The sequence below is a fragment of the uncultured Methanobrevibacter sp. genome (assembly GCF_947170395.1).
Taxonomy (GTDB): Archaea; Methanobacteriota; Methanobacteria; order Methanobacteriales; family Methanobacteriaceae; genus Methanocatella.
In genome coordinates this window covers 1-23,450 of the sequence record NZ_CAMVTE010000034.1, presented here as the reverse complement: position 1 = coordinate 23,450, position 23,450 = coordinate 1, and the positions used below count along the sequence as shown (strand labels likewise).

General features: G+C 35.3%; 21 protein-coding genes and 5 tRNA genes. 18 read left to right on the top strand and 8 right to left on the bottom strand.

Annotation, left to right across the window (positions count from 1 at the left end; translation table 11 throughout):
* Positions 1-387 precede the first annotated feature (387 nt).
* On the bottom strand, positions 388-1,059 hold the full coding sequence (locus tag Q0W04_RS08875) for a hypothetical protein (RefSeq protein WP_298502243.1): 672 nt from the start codon (positions 1,057-1,059) through the stop codon (positions 388-390).
* Positions 1,060-1,896: 837 nt separating this feature from the next.
* Between Q0W04_RS08875 and Q0W04_RS08870 the strand changes: the two genes are divergently transcribed.
* The 5 genes from Q0W04_RS08870 (at position 1,897) to Q0W04_RS08850 (ending at position 5,901) form a co-directional block, all read left to right on the top strand.
* The gene (locus Q0W04_RS08870) at positions 1,897-2,064 is read left to right on the top strand and encodes a 4Fe-4S binding protein (RefSeq protein ID WP_292744004.1); all 168 of its coding nucleotides are present in this window, start codon (positions 1,897-1,899) and stop codon (positions 2,062-2,064) included.
* Positions 2,065-2,068: 4 nt separating this feature from the next.
* Positions 2,069-3,250, top strand: a complete 1,182-nt coding sequence (locus Q0W04_RS08865) for an NAD(P)/FAD-dependent oxidoreductase (protein ID WP_298502239.1) — start codon at positions 2,069-2,071, stop codon at positions 3,248-3,250.
* 436 nt (positions 3,251-3,686) lie between these two features.
* On the top strand, positions 3,687-4,055 hold the full coding sequence (locus tag Q0W04_RS08860) for a hypothetical protein (protein ID WP_298502237.1): 369 nt from the start codon (positions 3,687-3,689) through the stop codon (positions 4,053-4,055).
* A gap of 4 nt (positions 4,056-4,059) precedes the next feature.
* Positions 4,060-4,869, top strand: a complete 810-nt coding sequence (locus Q0W04_RS08855) for a toll/interleukin-1 receptor domain-containing protein (RefSeq protein ID WP_298502234.1) — start codon at positions 4,060-4,062, stop codon at positions 4,867-4,869.
* Between the two features lie 9 nt (positions 4,870-4,878).
* On the top strand, positions 4,879-5,901 hold the full coding sequence (locus tag Q0W04_RS08850; RefSeq protein ID WP_298502232.1) for a toll/interleukin-1 receptor domain-containing protein: 1,023 nt from the start codon (positions 4,879-4,881) through the stop codon (positions 5,899-5,901).
* A 221-nt stretch (positions 5,902-6,122) separates the two neighbouring features.
* Here Q0W04_RS08850 and Q0W04_RS08845 read toward each other — a convergent pair whose 3' ends face one another.
* Positions 6,123-6,680 carry a TIGR00296 family protein gene (locus tag Q0W04_RS08845; protein ID WP_298502230.1) on the bottom strand — a complete coding sequence of 186 codons (558 nt, stop codon included), beginning with the start codon at positions 6,678-6,680 and terminating at the stop codon, positions 6,123-6,125.
* Positions 6,680-8,050: a TldD/PmbA family protein gene (locus tag Q0W04_RS08840; RefSeq protein ID WP_298502227.1), complete on the bottom strand. Its 1,371-nt coding sequence runs from the start codon at positions 8,048-8,050 to the stop codon at positions 6,680-6,682. Before Q0W04_RS08840 ends, Q0W04_RS08845 begins: the two co-directional genes overlap by 1 nt.
* 289 nt (positions 8,051-8,339) lie before the next feature.
* On the opposite strand from Q0W04_RS08840, the gene Q0W04_RS08835 reads away from it, so the two are divergent.
* Positions 8,340-9,545: an FAD-dependent oxidoreductase gene (locus Q0W04_RS08835; protein WP_298502224.1), complete on the top strand. Its 1,206-nt coding sequence runs from the start codon at positions 8,340-8,342 to the stop codon at positions 9,543-9,545.
* A 2-nt stretch (positions 9,546-9,547) separates the two neighbouring features.
* Here the strand turns inward: Q0W04_RS08835 and pyrI are convergent, their stop codons facing one another.
* The 5 genes from pyrI to hisA are packed head-to-tail and all read right to left on the bottom strand — an operon-like array spanning position 9,548 to position 12,795.
* On the bottom strand, positions 9,548-10,027 hold the full coding sequence (gene pyrI / locus Q0W04_RS08830; protein WP_298502221.1) for an aspartate carbamoyltransferase regulatory subunit: 480 nt from the start codon (positions 10,025-10,027) through the stop codon (positions 9,548-9,550).
* Positions 10,028-10,032: 5 nt separating this feature from the next.
* On the bottom strand, positions 10,033-10,527 hold the full coding sequence (locus Q0W04_RS08825; protein WP_298502218.1) for a flavodoxin: 495 nt from the start codon (positions 10,525-10,527) through the stop codon (positions 10,033-10,035).
* A gap of 26 nt (positions 10,528-10,553) precedes the next feature.
* Complete coding sequence (argC, locus tag Q0W04_RS08820; protein ID WP_298502214.1) at positions 10,554-11,576, bottom strand: N-acetyl-gamma-glutamyl-phosphate reductase; 1,023 nt, start codon at positions 11,574-11,576, stop codon at positions 10,554-10,556.
* Positions 11,577-11,588: 12 nt separating this feature from the next.
* Positions 11,589-12,053 (bottom strand): FAD synthase, encoded by a 465-nt coding sequence (locus tag Q0W04_RS08815; RefSeq protein WP_298502212.1) that lies wholly within the window; start codon positions 12,051-12,053, stop codon positions 11,589-11,591.
* Positions 12,054-12,057: 4 nt separating this feature from the next.
* The gene (hisA, locus tag Q0W04_RS08810; protein WP_298502210.1) at positions 12,058-12,795 is read right to left on the bottom strand and encodes a 1-(5-phosphoribosyl)-5-[(5-phosphoribosylamino)methylideneamino]imidazole-4-carboxamide isomerase; all 738 of its coding nucleotides are present in this window, start codon (positions 12,793-12,795) and stop codon (positions 12,058-12,060) included.
* A 225-nt stretch (positions 12,796-13,020) separates the two neighbouring features.
* On the opposite strand from hisA, the gene Q0W04_RS08805 reads away from it, so the two are divergent.
* From Q0W04_RS08805 to Q0W04_RS08750, 12 genes are all read left to right on the top strand, one after another.
* Positions 13,021-13,725 (top strand): ABC transporter ATP-binding protein, encoded by a 705-nt coding sequence (locus tag Q0W04_RS08805; protein WP_298502207.1) that lies wholly within the window; start codon positions 13,021-13,023, stop codon positions 13,723-13,725.
* Complete coding sequence (locus Q0W04_RS08800) at positions 13,688-16,000, top strand: ABC transporter permease (RefSeq protein ID WP_298502204.1); 2,313 nt, start codon at positions 13,688-13,690, stop codon at positions 15,998-16,000. Before Q0W04_RS08805 ends, Q0W04_RS08800 begins: the two co-directional genes overlap by 38 nt.
* A 76-nt stretch (positions 16,001-16,076) precedes the next feature.
* Positions 16,077-16,298, top strand: a complete 222-nt coding sequence (locus tag Q0W04_RS08795; RefSeq protein ID WP_298502201.1) for a hypothetical protein — start codon at positions 16,077-16,079, stop codon at positions 16,296-16,298.
* 413 nt (positions 16,299-16,711) lie between these two features.
* Positions 16,712-16,793 (top strand) — tRNA-Leu (locus tag Q0W04_RS08790).
* 108 nt (positions 16,794-16,901) lie between these two features.
* A tRNA-Leu gene (locus tag Q0W04_RS08785) sits at positions 16,902-16,985 on the top strand.
* A gap of 12 nt (positions 16,986-16,997) precedes the next feature.
* Positions 16,998-17,082, top strand: a tRNA-Leu gene (locus Q0W04_RS08780).
* Between the two features lie 11 nt (positions 17,083-17,093).
* Positions 17,094-17,178 (top strand) — tRNA-Ser (locus tag Q0W04_RS08775).
* 6 nt (positions 17,179-17,184) lie between these two features.
* Positions 17,185-17,272, top strand: a tRNA-Ser gene (locus tag Q0W04_RS08770).
* Positions 17,273-17,308: 36 nt separating this feature from the next.
* Positions 17,309-19,567 (top strand): ABC transporter permease, encoded by a 2,259-nt coding sequence (locus Q0W04_RS08765; RefSeq protein ID WP_298502198.1) that lies wholly within the window; start codon positions 17,309-17,311, stop codon positions 19,565-19,567.
* A 274-nt stretch (positions 19,568-19,841) separates the two neighbouring features.
* Positions 19,842-20,276, top strand: a complete 435-nt coding sequence (locus Q0W04_RS08760) for a hypothetical protein (protein ID WP_298502196.1) — start codon at positions 19,842-19,844, stop codon at positions 20,274-20,276.
* A gap of 214 nt (positions 20,277-20,490) precedes the next feature.
* Positions 20,491-20,865 carry a helix-turn-helix transcriptional regulator gene (locus Q0W04_RS08755; protein ID WP_298502193.1) on the top strand — a complete coding sequence of 125 codons (375 nt, stop codon included), beginning with the start codon at positions 20,491-20,493 and terminating at the stop codon, positions 20,863-20,865.
* A gap of 18 nt (positions 20,866-20,883) precedes the next feature.
* A complete protein-coding gene (locus Q0W04_RS08750; protein ID WP_298502190.1) occupies positions 20,884-23,370 on the top strand; it encodes a cation-translocating P-type ATPase in 2,487 nt (828 codons plus the stop codon).
* Positions 23,371-23,450 lie beyond the last annotated feature (80 nt).

Genomic DNA, 23,450 nt, shown 5'->3' with positions numbered 1-23,450 from the left:
ATAGCCTAGAAAATACTCAATAAACCGATTGAGTGAAAAATAATCTAGGAATCCTCGCCTTCTATAAGGCGAGGTTGTTCAAGGGGATATATATCCTAGGCTAAAATCACATCAGTTTTTAACATTGCGGATGTTAAAGTGCTTTTTAAAAATAGTTTCTGGCTGTGGGTAACATTTCATTTATGAGGGATTCCATCAATAATCTGTAAAATCCCTTTAGGCGTTATCCTGCTTTAGCCGAAGCGGTATTTTGCTGTAATTATCTTTTTAGATGGCGCTTCAATTAATGGGTATTAACTGTTTACAGAATACTTTAAATTTATTTCAGAGGTATGTTTTGATTTTGTAATTTCTTTTTTAAGGCTCTTTCAAAAACTTAAGTGATTTTTAGTAATTCGCATTGTTCACATCCCAATACATTAATTTCAAATCAAATCTTTTCAAAATACCTTCATCTGATTTAAAAATCTTTTTAATGTATTTTGGAAAGTTTTTTAGGAAACAATTTTCAATTTTATTCGATGTTAGCACGATATTTTTGTCTGTTAGGTGATTTGTGATCTTTTTAAATTCAGGAATTATTAATTTCCATGCTAAATCTTTAATAATCATTGGAAAAGATGTATTAACTTCATATAATTTATCTCTAATTTCTATAGCATCATCTATTGAATTAGAATTAATTATATCAAACATCACGCTTTTGTAGTCATAAATTAACCCTATTTCTTCATCAGAATAGTCATTTTTATCAATAGATTTCTTAATTTCCCTATTTATTAATTGTTTAATGTGAAATTTGCAGAATTGTTGTTTTATTTTTAATCTATCAATTGCAACCCTATATTCGGGTTTTAAATCGGTTATTATACATTTCTTTTCTTGATTGGCTAGTGATCTATTTAAAAATGAATATGCATTTTCTATAGTCTCTGAATCGACTAATTCTTTGGAAACTATTGTATTTAATTTTAGGTCGAATAAAGCCAAAAAATATTTCCATCTTCCATTTTGTTTTACCCAGAGACTATCAAATAAGTAATATCCAGAATAAGTCATATTTTCATGGTTAACTTCATAATTAGAGCCCAATATGATATTTTCTATGCTCTGATGTGAAATTTCAATGTTATGCTCTTTTTTTAATGAATCTTGTATTCTATGGAGGCTACCACTAAAAATACTATATAAATACTCTATATGTTCAATAACTGGTAATGTAATATAGAATTTCCATTAACAATACTAGATAAGTCAGTGTAAATGATTTTACCACAATCATTGCATTTATACTTCTGAACAATACAATTTTGCTTCCCAATCCTTAAAAAAATTAATTTTCTATTAAATGTACCATTTTTGACAACATTGCGAGACTTGCATTCTGGACAATGAACATTAGTACTTTTAAAATACATTTCATCTTTTCTTGATGATACAAATAAAGAATCAGCAATGGAATCACATCCAAAACGAGATTTATCATCGGAACTACGGAATTCATTAAACTCTGGAAAAAAATCGCAAAGTATAAATTGTTTATCATACATAGTACTATTTGAAGCTTTTATATTTGTTTTAGTTATATTAATATATTAGCTTCACCTATTATATTAATTTTCCTATTTTTAAATTTAAAATAAAGAAAAAATAAGAAGAAAAAATATCAAGGCTCAAAAATTATTAAAAATCGAAATCACTTAAGTTTTTGAAAGAGCCGTTAATTAAATTTGTGGATAATTTTGTGATATTTTAGTTGGTATATTATTTTTTTCATTGATTAAATAATGATCAAAAACTTATTTTTCTTTTTTTATTCTATTTTTAACAAATTTTTAAATATTATAAAAACCCTACTATTTATAATTAACTTATTCGGTATTTAAGGAAATTTTTATGATAGTGAAAGATTGGTGTTCATTCTGCGGAGAATGTGCAGGAGTATGTCCAAGAAATTTGATTCAAGTTAGAGAATATTCATTAGTCTTTAACGATGACGACTGTAAAGATTGTGATACATGCATTAAAGCATGTCCTATTGATGCTTTAGAAAAAGAGGAATGATTATATGATTGAAACTGATGTAATAGTAGTTGGTTCTGGACCTGCAGGTTCCAGCGCAGCAAAACACGCTGCATTAGGCGGTGCAAAAGTTATTTTAATGGATAAAAAATCTGAAATAGGTTCACCAAAAAGATGTGCTGAAGAGGTACCGGTTAAAGGTCTTGAAAAATTGGGAATCGAACTTTCTCCTCGTTGGATTGCCAAAAGAATTGATGGTATGAGAATTCTAACACCGGACGGAACAGACATATGGTTAACAAAAGATGAAGTAAATCTTTCTGGAGCAGATTGTGTCCTTGAAAGAAAAGTATTCGATAAACACATGGCTATGGATGCTGCAAGAGCAGGTGCCGAAATCAGAATTAAAACTTTAGTAACTGGTATCGAAAAAATTGAAAACGGTTTTATTGTTGAAACAGAATCCATGGGTAAAAAAGAGGATTTCAAATGTAAAATACTGATTGCAGCTGACGGTCCTGAAGGACATGTCGCAAGATGGGCAGGTCTTCTACCGGCTGCAAAAGCAAATGAAATGGGGTCCTGTGTACAATATGAAATGTGTAATGTTGAATTCGAAAAACCAGGTATCAGTGAATTTCATTTCGGATCATGTGCTCCTGGAGGATTCGTATGGATTTTCCCTAAAGGAGATGATATTGCAAATGTCGGTTTAGGGATTATTCCTCACAAAGCAGAAAAATCACCTAAAGAATACTTAGATGATTTCATCGCCAAGTCTCCATACTTAAAAAATGCTCAAGCTGTTGAATTAAATGTTGGAGGAGATCCAGCTGGAGGAATGACCAAAAAACTTTATGACGACAATATTATGGTTGTCGGAGCTGCGGCAGGTCAGGTAAACCCATTAACCGGTGAAGGAATTATTCCGGGCATGATTGGTGGAATGTATGCTGGTCAGGTAGCGGCTCAGGCTATTAAAGAGGATTGCTCTAAAAAATTCTTAAAATTATATGATAAAATGGTTCGTGAAGAACTTGACTATGAAAGTAAAGGATATAAAGAAGTGCAGGATTATATATATTCCCTGTCTGATGAAGAATTAAATGAGCTTGGTCATGCACTTCATGAAGAAAGTTTTGATGAGATTTCCGCTAATGAAGTACTTAAAAAAATAATTAAAATATCCCCAAAAGCTTCACTCAAATTAGGAAAATTAGTAATGTGAAAAAGCATTGCAATCATGGATTTTTTCAAATGGCCGGTATAAATATGGATTTGTTTATCTCATCCGTTTTTAAAGTTTTGCAATATATATTTCAAATCTAATTTTCAAGATTATTGTTTTAGAACCATAATAATGTGAGATATGGCTAATTTAGGTTACTCTCTATGCTTTTTTTAGAACTCATGATAATTAAACATGTTCATCACCATTTCATTAATCGTTATTCAATGTTCATAAAAATATTTAAATATTATAAATATGAGATAGGATATTATATATAATGTATTTAGATTATTTAGCATTGTTGACTAATCTATAAATATTTGTGGTTAAGATGACATTGAAAAAATTAAATAACGGATCAATGGAGAATATTTTGGGTAAAATATCCATTATTCTTGTTTGTTTGGCCGTGCTTTTATTTATATATACATTTATGTTTTATAGCGTCCCTGAAGACATTGAATGGAATGACATGTTTATTCAAATTCCAAAAGACAGTGAGTATAATATGACTGATACAATCCTTACAGTTAAAGGGAAGTATAGTTCCCAAGATTTTGAGCTTAAAATTACAAACAACTCGGATAATTTTAATAAATATATGGGAAATTCAATGCATTCAGAAATTCGAATTAACGCTACTCATAATCTTTATATTGATGATAGTAATAATATAGGATTTATAGTTCCAAAGGATAGTGTCAAATCAGACTCAAAAGGATTGAGCATAAGTGGCAGTCCTAGGATAATTGAAGCAACCGCTAATGATTCAAATATGTTAACTTATCTGATGGTTAAGTGATGATATGGCACATGATGTTTTTATAAGCTATTCAACAAAAGATAAAGTCGTGGCAGATGCAATTTGTCATGTTCTTGAAGAAAATGGCATTCCTTGTTGGATTGCACCAAGAAATATTACTTCTGGCAAACATTATGCTGAAGAGATTTCAAATGCAATTAAGAGTACTGAACTGGTTGTTTTGGTTTTCTCAGAAAATTCACAAAACTCCCAATTTGTACAAAATGAAATTAAATTAGCTTTTTCAAAAAATAAAACAGTTATTTCATTTGGAATTGATGAATCATTACCTAAGGATGATTTGGAATATTATTTAAAAACTACTCATTGGTTAATAGCATTTCCAAAACCTGAAGAAGTTTTCGGAGATTTAGTAAATGATGCATCTAAATTACTTGGTAAAGAGAAAATAAATCCTTTTGTGGACAGTAATGTAATAGAAAGAGCGCAAAACGGAGAATTCAACCAACCAAATTTGAAAAATGAGTGGAAATCATTAATCTTAATGTTCACTCCATTCTATTCCCTTGCACTATTGTATATGGGATATTCATCAAGAATGAAAAAATTAGTCAAACAGGGAGTGTTATGCCTTATTCCTTTGGTTTTCTATGTGAACATGTTTTTTTTCGGACCATATTTCATAGAAGCAAGATTCATACAGGCCATTTTTATAATACTATTGTGGATTGTTTCCCTAGTATATTTCTTTATAATTCGAAAAGAGTATTTATTTAGAAAAACCATTATTAAAAGCGTCAGTGATGATAACAAATTGTTCGATGCATTGATTAATGAATATGGTAATGTTTAAGGGTTATTTATGCAATACGATGTTTTTATTTGTTATGATATTGAAGATGAAAATGTTGCAAGTGAAATTTGTGAACTTTTCAAGGAAAATGATATTAAGTGCTGGTTTAAAAAACGGGATTTCCTAGAAACAGATTCTGTTTCCAAAATATCAAAAGCAATTAGAAATTCAAAGAGTTTTGTGTTGGTTTATTCAAAAGATAGATGTAAATCAAATGAAATCAGAACAGAAATTGATATTGCGTTTTCATCTAATATTCCTATTCTAATTTTTAATATTGACAATTCAGATATCTGCAGTCAATTAGAATTATACCTGAAAGAAAAGCCTTCAATTAATGTCACCGGCAACGTCAAGGACGAATATAATCATTTATTAACTGATATTTCTTATATCTTAAACAATTCATCTCATTCGGATGATTTAAATGCAAAGGAATTTGAAAATGAGGTTTATATTTGCTTTAGCGAAGAAGATGTTCAAATAGCCAATGCCATTTGTCATGTCTTAGAGCAAAACAATATCAGATGTTGGATTAAAAATAGGGATCTCTCCATCAACGATTCCATTTCAAAATTAACCGAAGTGATTAAAAAGTCCAGATGTTTCCTTTTAGTTTTTTCTGATAATGCAAAAAAATCTAATTACGTTAAAGCTGATTTAAAAATCGCTTCTTCTGCAGACATTCCCATTTTATCATTTAATATTGATGAAAACTACTCCTCTGATAACTCTGACATTAGTTTAAATGGAGGCAATTGGCTGCAGGCTTTCCCACATCCTGAAAATCAGTTTAAGGAATTAGTAATCGGCGCTTCAAATCTAGTGGGAAATCCTATTGAAGAGCCTAAAATTACTGGAAACTATAAAATTATATTGCCTAAAAAAGAACTTAGTGAAAAAGACACCAAAATCAACAACGAAGTGCCACATGAGAAAAAATCTAATAAGCTGTTAATTATAATCTTAATTTTGTTGTTTTTCATTATATTTTTATTCATTAGTGGCATCATTTCAGTTGAAATATCTTAAAAAATTGATTTGTTATTGTGCAGCTCCCATGTGCTGTTAGATTATTGTTTTGTGATGAAACTTAGTTATTAAAAAAGAAAATAATAAAGACAATTTCTAATCGAAATTGTCATGGTCTGTAGTGTGTGGACATCGGCTCGAAAGTATTAACATTTAGCTCACTAATAGCATGTTGATTTAATCGTGAATCCCCAACTTCTTAAAAGTTGGCGAAGTCAACACTACTTGAAAATCTGTCCTTGGAATCGGTACACGTCACAGCTTTCATCCATCCAGCTGTCTGCACTGATTCCTGCCTTCATACAGGTATGTTCTAAAAAGTCTTCAATCGTAAATGCATTTTCTGTAGCTACTTGTGGAAGTAAAAGGCCTCTTGAATATCCTTTTTGAATTATCAGTCCGTCCCTGCCGATTTCAATTTCGTCAAAGTATTGGTCAGGGTGTGCTACAATAATCATTTCAGGTTTTGTGAGAACTGTCACTTCCAGATCAAGGATTGGAAATTCGTCCTTGGTTACTGCACTGAATCTCGGATCATTGAATGCGGCTGCAATTGCCACTTCGATTGTTGCTTTTATTGCAGGTTCGATAGGTTCTGCATATCCGATACATCCTCTTAATGCATTGTTTTTGTTTAATGTTACGAAAACCCCTAATTTTTCATCCAGTTCAATAGGATAATCTTCTGGAATTTCCAGTTTCTCCTTTGTTTCGATATAATGTTCAATGCTTTTCTTTGCTATGTCTACTAAATATTGTCCTGCTCTGTCACTTATCATTATCCCATTCCTCCAACTAATGCATTCAATATTCTTGTGTGTGGTCCTCCGTCACCTACAGGGGCTGTCTGACCGTCCTTTCCACAAAATCCAACGCTTAATTTAAAATCATTTCCGATAGCATCAATGTTTTTCAATGTTTCAAGGATATTTCCGGAAAGTGAAACATCCCTAAGTGGGGTTTTCAGTTCTCCGTTTTCTATAAGATATCCTTCAGCGGCATTGAACTGGAAAATTCCCTTACCTGTGTCCACCTGGCCTCCTCTTGAACCTTTAAGATAGATTCCATTTGGAATGTCTTCAATCAGCTCTTCAAAGGTATTGTCTCCCGGCTGCAGATAGGTATTGCTCATTCTAACGATTGGTTTGTCGCTGATGATTGACCTGGCATTTCCTGAGGAGTTCATGCCAAGCTGAGAGGCTGTTTCCCTTGAATTTAAAAGTGAAATCAGTTTTCCGTCCTTGACTAGCTGATTAGGTTTTGTTTTGACTCCTTCAACGTCATATGGATAATATCCAAAGCCGTCCTTTAGACTTGCATCATCAAAGATATTTACAATATCGGATGCAATCATCTCGCCTACCTTGTCCTTTAGGATAGAATCGTTTTGCAAAATCAAATCCCCTTCAACCGCATGGCCCAGGGCTTCGTGAATAAGCACTCCTGTCAGTTCCGGATCTGCAATTACCGGGAACTGTCCTGAAGGTGCAGGCTTTGCGTCAAGTAACCTTACTGCCTTTTCACCTATAGTTCTTCCAAACTCTTCAATGTCTCTTTCAGCTATCACTTCAAAACCTTTTACTCCTCCAAGGCTTCCATGGCCGAATTGGATTATCTCACCGTCGGTTGCTGATGCGTTCAAGGCCATTCTGACTCTTGATGTTTTGACTTGGATTTCACTGCCGTCACTGTTCATGAACAGTTCATTAATTTCACTGTCCGCATAGCTGGCGGTTGTACTGTTTACCTTGTCGATTGTAGCTGCATCAGCTGCGGTTTTCATGATTTCCTTTTTCTCTTCAATGGATATGTCCTTGAATGGTATTTTAACGTCAACTGCTGTTTTGTCCTTAATCACTTCGCTTTCACTTAATTTCACATCTCCCTTAAGTGATGCTGAGAGTTTTATTGCAGTTTCGGTTATGTCATTAATTTTGGATAAGTCTGTAGTATATGCAAAACCCCAAGCTCCATTATTCAACACTCTGATTCTTGCACCAAGGCTCATTCCGGTGTTGATTTCATCCACGTCTCCATCCTTCATCAATATGGAGGTGTTTTCACTTTTTCCTGAGCGAATATCAATGTAATCTACTTTTTGGGAAGTTTTTGCAATAACCTTTTCAAATAAATCAATATAATCTTGCATAAAATCACTCACATAGATTAATCTAATATTTATTTTGCATTACATGTTTAATAAACGTTTTTTTAAATCATTTTCTTTAATTTTTTCACATGTGAATATCATGTTATGTAAGCTATTCTGGACATTTCAAGTTTAGGTTAAATTTTATTAACATTATTCATTAATATTAAAATATTTTAAAATTAATCTAAAATTTAGGCATATTTTTTAAATTTATTAAAAAATAATAAGTTTTTTATATGATTAAATTCAATATAACCATAAGTGTATTTTATTATTTGGTGATTAAATGTTTGTAATTGTTGGTGCAGGTGCAGGTGGGGGACTTCTAGCTCGTGAACTTGCAAAAAACGGAAAGAATGTTACCATCATAGAAAAGGGACCATATATAGACTCAAAGGATGCATTTAATTATTATAATGAGTATGTTCCTGATGTTGACTTGCTTGCAACAACATGTGTCGGAGGTTCGACAATAGTGTCCATGGCAAATATGGTAAGGGCATTGGACAGTGAACTTCATGAATACGGTATTGACTTGTCAAATGAATATGAATATGTTGAAGAGTTGGTTGGAGTTCATGAACTTGACGATTCACATATCGGTAAAGGTACACAACTGTTTTTAGATGCTGCCCGTGAATTGGGTTTGGATGTTCAAAAAATGCCGAAAGCCATCAGGGAAGAGGAATGCATACAATGCGGAAAATGTGCATTTGGATGTCCTGTTGATGCAAAATGGACTGCAAAGGATTTTGTTGATGAGGCAGTCGAGGCAGGAGCCACACTAATAACGGATGCTGTTGTAACTGACATAATATTGTGCAATCTTGAAGCATGCGGTGTTAAATATGTAAAGGATGGCGAAGAGTTTCTCATTAAATCCAAAAAAATAATTTTATGTGCAGGAGCCATTGAATCTGCAGTAATCCTAAAAAGTTCAGGACTTACAGGAATTGGTCGTGAGCTATTTATGGATCCGTTCGTAACCGTTGGAGGATATCTGAAAGATATCAATTTCAACACGGAAGTTCAGATGGCAGGTCTGGTTATAGGCAAAAACTTTGTTTTGTCTCCTCATTTTTCAACATTCATCTATGAAGACGGTGAAAGCATAGACGCCAAGGATACCCTGTCAATAATGGTCAAGACCCCTGATGATGCAAAGGGTTACGTTCACAGTGACGGTTTCATTCAAAAGGTAAATACAATCAATGATATAAGATATCTTGCACAGGGTGTTGCCACTGCGGGAATGATTTTGGAAAAGGCTGGCGTTGACCCTAAAACCATAAGTTCAACAGTCTATAGGGGAGCCCATCCTGGAGGAACAGCGGCCATTGGAAAAGTGGTTGACAGTAACCTTGAAACTGAAATCCCTAATTTGTATGTGTGTGATGCAAGCGTATTGCCGGTAGCGCCTGGAAAACCGCCTATATTAACAATACTTGCACTTTCAAAAAGACTGGCGGATTATTTGATTAGGGGATACTGAGATTATTCGAATTGCTTTTCGATTTCTTCAGTTTTTATTAATTTTTCACAATAATGGCACCTGACGACCGGAGGATATTTTTCAATAACATTGAATTTAGGTGTAATAGGTTCGTTTTCGTAATTTGTAATGCATTTTGGATTTGTGCATTTAAGAATTGATGTAATCTTGTCCGGAAGCCTAATTTTGTCTTTTTTAACAGGTTCAAAGTTTCTGATAATGTTAATGGTAGCTTGAGGAGCAATTAAAGCAACCTGATTGAGTTCCCTGTGGTCCAATTCTCTGTTTTCGATTTTCAATATGTCCTTTCTTCCGATTTCGGATGATGAAACGTTCATGGCCACTGTAACGTTTTGTGTTTTACAGTCCGGAAGGCCTAAAACCTTGAGAATATGCAGGGATTTTGTTGCAGTAATGTGGTCGATTACTGTACCGTTTTCAATTGCCTTAATTTTTAATTCTGATTTGTCTTTTTTAGCCATTTAATCTACCTTTTATACATTTTCAAGTCTTTCATTTCGATAACCGCTTCGGTATCTTTAACAATTTGTTCCGGGCTTTTGCCTTTGGTTGCAAGAGTGAAGTTTTCAATAACTCTGGCCCCTCTCATTTTAACTTTCTCTTCAAGTCTGCTGACATTTGAATCTCCACGGTTGCTGTCCATTGTGGCAAATACAATAACGTCTTTTCCGGTTAGATTGCATCTGTCAATTATGGTCAGTATTGCAGGTGTTGGATTTCCAGCCCATGTCGGTGTTCCAAAGTATATTGTATCGAATTCACTTATGTCAACATTGGATGGGGTGATTTTGGTTTTGTTTTCCCTAAATGCATTTATTGAAGATAAAAATTTGTTTCCAAATCCGTCACGTTTTTTCAAATCGTGGATTCTAACAAAACTTGCATTTAAGTTTTTAGCTAGCGTTTTAGCTACCAAATCCGTTTTTCCTCCCTGAGAGTAATAGATTATTAATGTTGCCATTTCAATCCCCCTTTTTTTCTAATCTCTTAAGGATGAAGTCCGAAGTGTGTCAATCCGGCTGTTTCGTCAATGCCTAAAAGGATGTTCATGTTCTGTATGGCCTGACCTGATGCACCTTTAACAAGATTGTCAATTGCTGAAAGCATTACAAGTCTTCCAGTATCATCTATTTCAAATCCGCCAATGTGTACGAAGTTGGATCCTCTAACAGCACTTAAATGAGGTATTTCCCCTTCATCCATAAGTTTTATGAAGAATTCCTCTCCATATTCTTTTTCGTATAATTTTCTGATTTCGTCTGCTGTAATATCTATATTATCATCATTTAAAAAACTGTGGCTTGTAGTTTGAATTCCTCTGATGACAGGCACCAGATGAGGTGTGAATGAAACTTTAACGCCTTCAAAGCCTTTTAATTCCTGTTGAATTTCAGACATGTGTCTGTGTGAAGAAATTTTATAAGGATTAACATTATCTGCAATATTCGGATAATGTGTTGTAGCAGATGGGTTGACTCCTGCTCCGCTAACGCCTGTTTTTGAATCGATGATGATTCTTTCAACCAGATTGTTTTTAACCAGTGGGTATGATGACAATATCGCACCTGTTGGAAAACACCCAGGGTTTGCAACAAGGTTGGCTTTTTTGATTTCGTCCCTGTATAATTCAGGAAGTCCGAAAGCACCCTTATTTTCGCTGTCGGTGTGTTCCATGCCATACCATTTTTCGTAAACTGCAGTGTCCCTGTATCTGTAGTCTCCACTTAAGTCAACTACTTTTTCACCGGTTTCTAATATTTCAGGCACGATTTTCATTGATGCACCGTGCGGAGTTGCGGTAAATACGACATCCGCATCCAAATCTGCAGGACTTTTGTTTTTGAATTCAAGTCCTGAATCTCTTATGTGTGGGTGGATTTTATGTGCTGGAGTTCCATCGTACTGTCTTGATGTAATGTCAGTAATTTCCACTTCAGGGTGGTTTAAAAGCATTCTTAAAAGTTCTCCACCAGTATATCCACTTGCTCCTATGATTGCTACATTAAACATTTTAATAATCTCCTAATCTTCACAGTTATCTAATATTTTTCCTTCGAAATTTGTATTCTGAATTTTTTTGATAATCTTACAGCTACTGTCGAGTTCGCAATCCCTGTATTTTTCAACACGAATTGCTTTTGCCTTCAGGCCTCTTTTGTCAATAGCTGCCTGTAATTTTGATATGTCATGGTTTTGATCCGCACCGACAGTAATGATGTCGGGGTCAATTTCATAAACTATTTTAAACACGTCTCCATTTGCATCTCCAAGATATGCTTCGTCCACGGGTTTTAACATCTTAATTAATTCCAAACGTTGGTCCTCTCCAACGATAGGGACTCTTTTTCTTCTCTCAACAGTGGAATCACGCGCCACAACAACATAAAGTTTAGCATTTTCTCCACCTAATTTCTTTGACTCTTCCAAATAAACGCCATGTCCAGGGTGGAGTATGTCGAATGTTCCGGTTGCCATTACCTTTTTCATTTAATTACCTCTTCTGGTATTTTAAAGCTTCAGTTAAATCAATTTTATCCTTATACAGTGCAGAACCTATTACAACTCCTTCCACACCGCTTTCATTTAATAGTTTAATATCGTCAATTGTTGTTACTCCTCCGGAATATACTATCGGAATATCAACGGATTTCTTAAGTTTTTCAACAGGTTCTGTGTAAAAACCACCTAAAAGACCTTCAACGTCAACGTTTGTAAACAGAATGCTTCCTGCGCCATGGTCTTTAAATTCCTGTGAAAGTTCTACAGGGCTTTTATCAATCTTTTCCTGCCATCCTTTAATGACTACTTTGTTGTCCTTGCTGTCAAGGGAAATCATTATTCTATCTGACCCGTATTCATCTGAAAGCTGTTCAATAGTTTCGGGGTGTTTGATTCCCATTGTTCCAATGATAATCCTTTCGATATCCAAGTCAAGGAGCTGTTTTGCATATTCAATGCTTCTTATTCCTCCTCCGAGTTGGATTGGAACTGAAACTTCATTCAGGATTTTTTCAATAACGTCAAAGCTGGCAACTCCATTTATTGTTCCATCCAGATCAATAACATGAATGTTTTTAGCTCCCAAATCCTCCCAATGCTTTGCAACAAGCTCTGGATTTTCAATTTCTACCATTTCACTTCCAGGTTCTCCTTGAACTAGCTGTACACATTTTCCGTTCTTAATGTCTACCGCAGGCATTATTAACATTTCATCTTCATTAAATGACATTTGCATTTTTCCTGTACATTTTTATTATAATATAATTATATGTTTTGAAATGTTTTATATGTTTCTTTGTTTGCGAAATGTTTGTGGAAAATTTGAAAATTAAGTATATAATTTTAATTTTAGAATGTTATGGTTAATTTATTCACACCATATATTTAGGCATACCTAAATTTTATATACTATTTTTTACAAAATTAAATTTAACTAGTTAAAGAAGGAATGTAAATGAGTACAATCATAGAATTTAAAAATGTTAATAAGGAATATCGATCAGGAGATCACATTTTAAAAGCTATGGATAACGTTAATTTCACAATTGATGAAGGTGAATTTGTTGTAATTCTTGGACCGTCTGGTGCGGGAAAATCAACACTTTTAAACCTCCTGGGGGGCCTTGATTCAGTAACCTCTGGTCAAATCATTGTAAAAGGACAAAATGTTGAAAGCTTTAATGACAATCAGCTAACAGAATACAGGGCAAGAAATGTCGGTTTTATTTTTCAGTTCTACAATCTGATTCCCAACCTCACATCCCTTGAAAATGTCGAGCTGATGAAGGATATAGTTGATGTGAATATTGATGGATTAAACGTTCTGGACTCTGTAGGTCTTAAAGATCATGCAAATCAGTTTCCAGCACAATTGTCCGGTGGGGAACAGCAAAGGGTATCCATTGCAAGGGCAGTGGCCAAACAGCCAGCAATGCTTTTATGTGATGAACCGACAGGGGCGCTTGATTCCAAAACAGGGGTGTTGATATTAAACCTATTGCAGGAAATGAGCAATAACAAAAACACAACCGTAGTAATTGTAACTCACAATGCAATACTTGCAGAGGCTGCCGATAAGGTCATAAGAATTAAAAACGGTCAGATTGAAAGTATTGCTGTTAATGAAAATCCGAAAAAGGTCACTGATTTGGAATGGTGATGGCATGCTTTTCAAAAAGATGTTAAGGGACATCTTAAAGCATAAAACTCAGTTTTTATCTATTTTTCTAATGGCATTTCTGGGTGTTTTTGTCTTTGCAGGTGTCGGTGGAGAATCAGTGGGTCTTGAAGTCAATATTGACAAGTATTATGAGGACACCAACCTTGCAGACGGTTGGATATATTCAGCCAATCTGGATGATGATTTTGTAGACAAGGTAAATAATCTAAGCCCGACCCTACAGTCAGAGCGACAGCTGGTGGTCGATTCGGTGGGGGACTTTTCAAACGATCCTGATATTACACTGCATTTCGTTGAAAACAATACTCTATCGAAGTTCTATTTGATTGATGGGGAACCGTTAAATATCAGTGATGATGATGGAGTATGGCTTGACAAGAGTTTTGCCGATGCAAAGGGTTTGAAAGTCGGAGACAATATCACATTTGAATTCAACGGCATTGAAATTGAAAGGCAAATCAGAGGAATCGGTTATTCTCCTGAATATGTTTATCATGCATCAACATCATCAATAATACCTGATTTCAACAAGATTGGTTTTGCATATATGTCATATGAAGCATTTCCGGGTGATAATGTACCATATAATGTAATGCAGGTCAAATTCAACGGTACAGCATCTGCATACAATGATTTGTTGTCAGATAAGAGGGATGGTGATTACAATTCATTTGTAGAGCAATCAGAACACTCAAGTGTAAATCAGTTTTCAGAGGAAATGGACCAGCACAAGATGATGGGAGATATTTTCCCGGTTGTATTCATCCTGATTGCAATGCTGATTTTGCTTACAACAATGACAAGGATTATTGCACACCAGAGAACACAAATCGGTATTTTGAAAGCCAGCGGATTTTCAAACAGGTCAATAATGATTCACTATATATCCTATGGGTTCTGGCTTGTTTTTGCAGGTTCCATTTTAGGTCTGATTGTAGGTCCTTTGACATTGCCTCAATTGTTTTATCCTTCGATGAGTGCAACCTATAAGATGCCATCCTGGGACCCTGCATGGAGCATGGACTTCGTTTATGTTGCGGCATTGATGATTGTGATGTCACTTGTTGTTTCATTCATTGCGGTTAGAAGCATTTCAAAAGAAAAACCTGCCGATACAATAAGGCCAAAAGCACCTAAGATTACTACAACAGGTCTTTTGGAAAAATTCGGCTTTTGGAAAAGGCTGTCATTCAATGCACGTTGGAACTATCGTGATGCAAAAAGAAACAAATTTAGGGCAGTCATGACAATTGTGGGTGTAATCGGATGCAGCGCACTGCTTGTATCTGCATTTGGAATGTATGATGGAATGAATGACCTGAAGGAATGGGAATACAATCAGATTAACCATTATGACTCAAAACTTGTAATTGATGAGGAAGCTGTGATGTCTGAAATTGATGATGTTGCAGATGAGGTGAATGGTGATAAACTGATGGAATCTGCCATTGAAATCGAATCGGGGTCAACTAAAAAGTCCGGTTCGCTATTGGTTTTAAACGATACTGATTTGGTCACACCAACAGATTATGATTGGAATAAGGTTGAAATCGGTGATGATGAAGTTTCAATTTCACAAAAAATGGCTAATCTGTTGGGTGTTGGTGTAGGCGATACTGTCAGATGGCATATTATGGGCTCAGATAAATGGGTAAATACAACAATCGATAAAATCCATTCTGATCCGACTTCACAGGGGTTAATAATGTCTGCAGATAAGCTGGAGGATTTGGATTTAAACTACACTCCAACAAGCATTGTAACTGCAGAGCATGTCGATAAAAACTACTCTGCAATCAAGGCATCAAACTCCATGAAGGAAATGACTTCAAGCTGGGATGAGCTGACAGAATCAATGTGGCTTTTAATATACATATTAATATTCTTCGCTTCACTGTTGGCTGTTGTTGTACTTTATAACTTGGGTCTGTTGTCATTTACTGAAATCGAGAGGGAAATTGCAACTCTTAAAGTGTTGGGTTTCAAAACAGGCGCCTTAAGAAAGTTATTGTTAACCCAAAACCTGTGGTTTACAGCTATCGGATTCATATTGGGCCTTCCTGTAGGTTATTATATTCTGGCGATTATGTGGGAGTCTTCAGGGGACTCATTTTATATACTTCCTTCAATTTCTCCTTTAAACCTCCTGCTGACTGCTGCAATAACATTTTCCCTGTCCATACTTGTAAACCTTATGTTTTCAAGGAAAATCAAAAGGTTGGACATGGTCGAATCACTGAAGGGTGTTGAATAGGTTTTAACCTATTCACCCTTATTTGGTGACAAAATATTTAAAAATAATAAATTTCAACTATTATTCAGGTGATATGATGGTTGAAGTTACATCCAAATCAAAATATATGGATTTGCTGAATGCATATCCTCTTTTAAAAACAGACCTTGTTCGAAAAAACCACAAATTCAAATTTCTGGTAACTCCGATGGGAAAAATTTCTCTCTGGGAAGCTGATCTTGAAGAAGTTAGTGAAAATACAGATTTAAGTGTGAATGAGACTGTTAAATTATTTAAAGAGTTGATTAACTCTTATTAATCTTTTTTTCTATTTTTTGCATAAAGCTTTTGCTTTCATTTATTTATATAAAATTAAAATGTAACTACTATTTAAGAAAAATTTAATAAGAATTGTAATGAGTAGTGATAAAAAATGGTTAGCAAAATTCGTAATGTCAAAATGATTAAAAGGTCTTTAAATTTAAGGCCGCTTGCTCTTTGTTTGGTTTTAGCACATGACGATTTGCTATCCGGTCTGTTGTCATGAATGCTGTTTTTGTATTGACTGAATAATGGAATCTTTAGCTTGATTATTGATTGATTTTCCATTAGCCTATGCTATCGTTGAATTTTAAGGATTAGGCATGTGCCCGAGTGGTCAAAGGGGCTGACTTAATTCGGTGTTAAGTCTGCACAGGTTCGAATCCTGTCATGCCTTTTTTAAAATTTCATGGGTGTGTACTTAAGTGGTCAACGAGGACGGACTCAAAATCCGTTGGTTAGTCCTACGTGGGTTCGAATCCCACCGCACCTATTTGGTTTTCATGGGGATGTGATTCCGAGTCGGGTCCAAGGATGCTGGATTAAATCCAGTGCCCAGTGCATCGTAGGTTCAAATCCTACCATCCTTATTTTGTTGTATAGGAGCGTTTCCAAGTCTGGTCAAAGGAGGGGGACTTAAAATCCCCTGCTTAGTGCTTCGTGGGTTCGAATCCCACCGCTCCTATTTTATATATCTAGCTGTGTTTTCCGAGTCTGGTCAAAGGAGGGGGGTTTAGAACCCTCTGCTTAGTGCTTCGTGGGTTCGAATCCCACCACAGCTACTCAATAATATGCCCTGTTGGCTCAGCCTGGTCTACAGTGATTGCCTTGAAAGCAAGTATCTAAGGATATCAGAGGTTCAAATCCTCTACAGGGCGTTTAAAGGTACAGTATTACAAGTCCGGTCTAAGTTGCTCGTCTGGAGAGCGAGTGCATCATGTGATGTCGGGGGTTCAAATCCCTCCTGTACCGCTCATTTTAAATCTTATTTATTTCATATACATTATTATGTCACTTACCCAAAAGATGCTGAGAGATATTAAAATCAATAGGACGCAGTTTATTGCAATATTTCTAATGGCATTTTTAGGTATTTTTGCTTACTGCGGAATTTATGGGGAGTATTATGGTCTGGTTCAAACTTCCGATGAATATTACGCACAAACCAACATGGCAGACGGTTGGATTTACAATACTGATTTTGATGATTCTGCAGTAGAAAAGGTAAGTGAATTTTCAACCCAAACCGACCGGCAGGCGGTTGTTCAATCGCAGGCGGACATGGAAAACAATCCGGACATCAAGCTGCATTTCATTGAAAACGGAACGATTTCGAAGTTTCATGTCACTGAAGGTAAGGATTTTGATCCTCAGGACGAGTCTGGAGTTTGGCTGGATAAGCGTTTTGCCGACAAAAGACATTTGAGTGTTGGGGATAACATCACTTTCAAGTTTGATGATGTTGAAATAACCAAAGAGATTAAAGGTTTGGGATATTCTCCGGAATACATTTACGAATCTTCCCCTAATTCACTGACTCCCGATTTTTCACAAATAGGTTTTGCTTACTTGTCCGGCAAAGCATATCCTGGAGATTTGCAGTATGATACGCTGCTTGTCAAATACGACTGTTCTGATAGCGAATTTACACAAAAATTGGATGATTCGATAGATTATCTGTCATTTACCAAAAAGGCGGACCAGATTAGTGTCGCCAAATTTTCAGAGGAAATGACACAGCACAAAATGATTGGGGATGTTTTTCCGATTGTATTTATCTTGGTTTCATTTTTAACTCTCCTAACGACAATGACCAGGATTGTGACTCATCAGCGAACTCAGATTGGGGTTTTAAAGGCTGTCGGGTATAAGGATAAAACGATAATTCTGCATTACATCTCATATGGATTCTGGCCGGTTTTGGCAGGAGCTATTTTGGGAGTGATTGCAGGACCTATGATAATTCCTAGAATGTTTTATCCGACAATGAGTTCGATTTATAGCATGCCAAGCTGGAATCCTGGTTTTGAGATGAGTTTTGTTTATGTAGCAGTGTTAATGGTTGTATCTTCGGTTTTTGTTACATATCTGTCATGTAGGAAAATATCCGGTGAAAATCCTGCAAATACTCTACGTCCAAAAGCTCCGAATATGTCATCAAATTCGTTCATTGAAAATTCCGGCATTTGGAGGCGTTTAAGCTTTAATCTTAGATGGAACTGGCGTGATGCAAGGAGAAATAAATTCAGGGCATTGATGGCAATTGTTGGGGTGATGGGATGTGTGGCCTTGCTGATTGCAGCATTCGGTATGAATGATTGTATGAATGAGTTAAAAACATGGGAATATGATGACATAAATCATTTCGAATCAAAACTGCTTCTTTCAAGTGAAGCGAATCCGATGGAACTGTATTATATTCTAAACTATACCAACGGAAGTTTTATCATGCAGCAGTCCATTGAAATTAAAACGGGCGATATGGAAGATACGGTAATGCTTTTGGTATCGAATAACACTGATTTGATATCCTATACTGACAGTAATCGTGAACCTCTTGAAATTGACGAGGGAGATGTTTCAATATCAGTTAAGCTTGCTGAGAGGTTAAACTTAACCAAGGGCGATGAAATCCGATGGCATATTGTTGGAAGTGACGAATGGGTAACGTCAAAAATAGGTCAAATTCATGCAGAACCCGTTTCACAGGGTCTTATAATGTCTCCTGATACTTTAGAAGATCAGGGATTGAATTTTACACCAACAAATATTATAACTCCTGACAAATTCAGTGAAAACTATGATTCAATCAAATCTGTTTCAAGCATTGGCCAGCTTGAAAAAAGCTGGGATCAGATAACTCATTCGGTAATGGAAATGGTGTATATAGTTACTGTAGTTGCAGTTGCAATGGCTATTCTGGTTTTATATAATTTGGGTATTCTGTCATTTACCGAAATGGAAAGGGAAATTGCAACATTAAAGGTTTTAGGTTTCAAAACAAATGTTTTAAGAAAGTTGCTTTTAACACAAAACCTGATTTTCACAGCTATAGGATTTGTTTTAGGAATTCCTTTAGGATTTTACTTCATGACGCTGATGATGGGTGCTGCTGGAGATTCCCTTTATTATATTCCGACATTAACATGGGGAAATATATTGCTGTCAGCTCTGATAACATTTGCAATATCAATTGGAGTTAACCTGTTGTTTTCAGATAAGATTGGTGATTTAAATATGGTTGAAGCTCTAAAGGATGTTGAGTAGTTTAAATTCGGATTTGTTTTCATCATGAATTGACAAATCATTTTTAAAACTTTTCAATTTTGATTTTTCTTTTTTAAATCTCTTGTTTTTTTATAATTCTTTTTATTTTTCTTTTTTTTCTTTATTTTCAGATGCAAGTGAGCACTTACATTCGAAAAACTTTATATATGTCCTTATTCATATATTTACTTGTGCAGAGAGGTCTTAAATCCTAAAAATAACTCGGTACATTTCAAATTAATAAAAATTCATAAAAAACATTAAGGTGATATGCATGGAATTCAAAAATACAATATTTGCAATACTTGCAGTTTTCTGCGTAATATTTTCAGCATGCGCAGTAAGTGCAACAACAGATGTCTCAGATTATAGTAACGATTATTATTTGGATGGAAGCCACGACGGACACGACGGTTTAATCATTCCTCCTGACAACACTCACGATGAAGCACAACACGCTGCTGGCGGAGACCCATACTTAGATGCAAGCGAAGACGGCCACAACGGTACTATTGTTCCTCCTGATGCAAACCACAGTGAAGCAGCATCAAACATAACCGCAAACGCTCCTGCTCACGCTGCTGGTGGAAATACAAACTCAACCAATGCAACTGCAACCCACACAATGCCTGCAACCGGTAATCCAATAGTATTATTGTTAGTTGCTGGCGCTCTTGTCGGCGGTTACGCGGTAATCAGAAGAAAATAAACCTTATTTTCACTTCATTTTTCTTTTTATTCATTTTAAAAGCATGATTTTTTTCATGCTTTTAATTTCTCTCTGTTTTTTGTTATTAAAGTTTAATTCATAAATGATGTTTAGTTTTATTTTTTCAATATAATATATCACAATATCATGATATGAAAACATTTAAATACATAAACATATCATAATATGTAAATATATAATATATGTGATGACTATGGAAAATAATAATCTTGAAAATGCAAAAGATGATATGTGTGAAGTATTCAACTCCCATGGAGATGCAGTTGCCCGTGTAAAGGAGAGAATGCCTTCAGAAGATGAATACTCAGATTTATCAGAATTCTTTAAAATATTTGGAAATCCAACAAGATTAAAAATTATTTCCCTGCTTTGTGTTGAAGATTTATGCGTATGTGATATCTGTGACGCTCTTGAATTGAATCAGACTACAGTTTCAAATCAGCTCAGGATATTGCGTGCAAATAATATTGTGAAATATCAAAAAGAAGGAAAGATGGCAAGATACTCTCTTACAGACCTTCACATTGAAATGATTTACAAAGTGGGCCTAGAACATATATTAGAATAATTTTTAATTGGTGATAATATGGTAGCAAATAGGTGTTATGATTCTGATTGTTTAGAAGAAATTTGTCTAAACCCTAAACATTATAATTACATCTGTTTTGACCCGAATTGTGAAGATATTCACTGTGAAAATTCTAATCATTATGATAAAAAGCTTTTAAGAGATTTTCAAAAGAATACAGATTTAAGCGTATATGATCACAGAGAAGAAATAGACTATGATGAAGATGTTGAAATAAACCTTTGCGGTTGTCCTGATTGTGCAGATGATGATCATGACCACGAGCATCATCATGACCATAATCACGAGCATGACCATGAGCATGAGCATCATCATGACCATAATCACGAGCATGACCATGAGCATGAGCATCATCATGACCATAATCACGAGCATGAGCATCATCATGACCATGTGGGGGCTGATGTTTGTGTGGATGATGATTGTGGTTGTCATGACCACGATCATGAGCATCATCATGAAGAAGATTCATGTTCAGATCCTGATTGTGACTGCCATGACCATGATGACGTTGATATAAGTCTTTGTGGGTGTCCTGATTGTGATGACGATGACCATGAACACAATCACGACCATGATGGAGAATTATTGGCTGAAGGAAAACCTCTGATAGCTAATAGGCCAATTCAAATCATCGTTGCAAGTGGTGTTCTGTTTGCAGCAGGTCACATCCTTGAATTTTTATCTTTCTCACCAACTCTTGTAACTGTTATATATATGGCTGCTGCTTTGATTGCAGGTTATGAAATAGCCATAATGGCATATAACTCTCTTGTGAAAAGACACACTATTGGTCCTGCAATGCTGATGTGTATTGCATGTGTTGCTTCATTCATTATAGGCCATCCTGAAGAGGGTGCAGCAGTAACATTTCTTTACTATATTGCAGAATTTTTAGAAGATTATGCTGAACACCGGGCAAAACGTTCAATCAAATCACTTGTTGAAATTGCGCCTGAAACCGCAAGAGTTAAAGTTGGGGATTCTGAAGAGCTTAGAAACGTTGATGATGTTAATATTGGTGAAGTCGTTATCGTAAAACCTGGAGATAAGATTCCTTTGGACGGTCAGGTCATTTCAGGTTCATCATCCATTAATCAGGCTTCAATTACAGGTGAAAGCGTTCCGGTCTTAAAGCAAATCGGTGATAATGTCTTTTCAGGTACTGTTAATGAGGATGGTTATCTGGAAGTTGTCGTAACCAAAAAAGCAAAAGATTCTGTCATTTCAAAAATCGTAACTCTGGTTAAAAGGTCACAGCTTAACCGCTCTGAAACTGAATCATTGGTTGAAAAGGTTGCAAAGTACTATACTCCTGTAATGATGGTTGCAGCAGCATGTGTTGCATTCATTCCGCCATTATTGTTCGGCCAGCCATTGGTTGACTGGGTTTATAAGGCTCTTTCACTATTGGTAATTTCATGCCCATGCGCATTTTTAATCTCAACACCTGTAGGTATGGTATCTGCTATTACTGCAGCTACTAAAAATGGTGTATTGATTAAGGGCAGTACATATGTTGAAGAGATGCGTGGCGTAAAAGCAGTAATCTTTGATAAGACCGGTACTTTAACAGAGGGAAAACTTGAATTAAGCGAAGTTATTGTTTTGGATGAAAACTACTCTGAAAATGAAATTGTCAAGATTGCCGCTTCACTTGAACATCAGTCTTCACACCCGATTGCACAGGCTATTGTAAACTATGCGGATTTAAATGACATTGAATTTGAAGAAATCGATGAGTTTAAAAACGTTCCTGGAAAAGGTATAGTTGGAAACATCGGTAGTGAACAGTTCTATGCTGCAAATGAGGCTTTAATTGAAGGATCTGAATTCAATATGTCTCGTGAAGAGATAAATAACTTCTCAGCTGATGGTAAGACAATAATATTTGTTGGTGATTCTTCAAAAGTGTTAGGCATCATCACAGTGTCTGATAAGATTAGAAAAAATGCTTCTGAAGTAATCGAAGACTTGAACAGCCAGGGTGTTCAGACCATTATGCTTACCGGAGACAATAAAGTTGCTGCAAAAAGTGTGGCCGATAAAATTGGAATCAACTATGTGTATTCAAACTTGCTTCCTGAAGATAAATTAAATATTCTTGATACAATCAGAAATAAGTTTGGAGATGTTGCCATGGTTGGAGACGGAATCAATGACGCTCCTGCACTGGCACGTGCAAACATAGGTATTGCTATGGGTGCTGCAGGTTCTGATGTAGCTATTGAGACAGCGGATGTTGCACTGATGCAGGATGATATCTCAAAACTACCTTATCTGTTCTCATTAAGCCGTAAAACAATGGGAATCATTAAACAGAATATTACTTTGGCAATTGCAGTTAAATTATTGTGTGTAATATTGGCAATTTTAGGTATAATTACATTAATGATGTCTGTTGGTTTTGGTGATTTGGGATTGACTCTGGTTGTTATCCTAAACTCTTTAAGAATTGGACTGGTGAAAGATCCAATATTCTAATTCTTTTATTTTTTTATTTTTACTCTTTTTTATCTTAAAAATGCAAGAATACCACGACTTCTTTTAAGTCGTGGATGAAT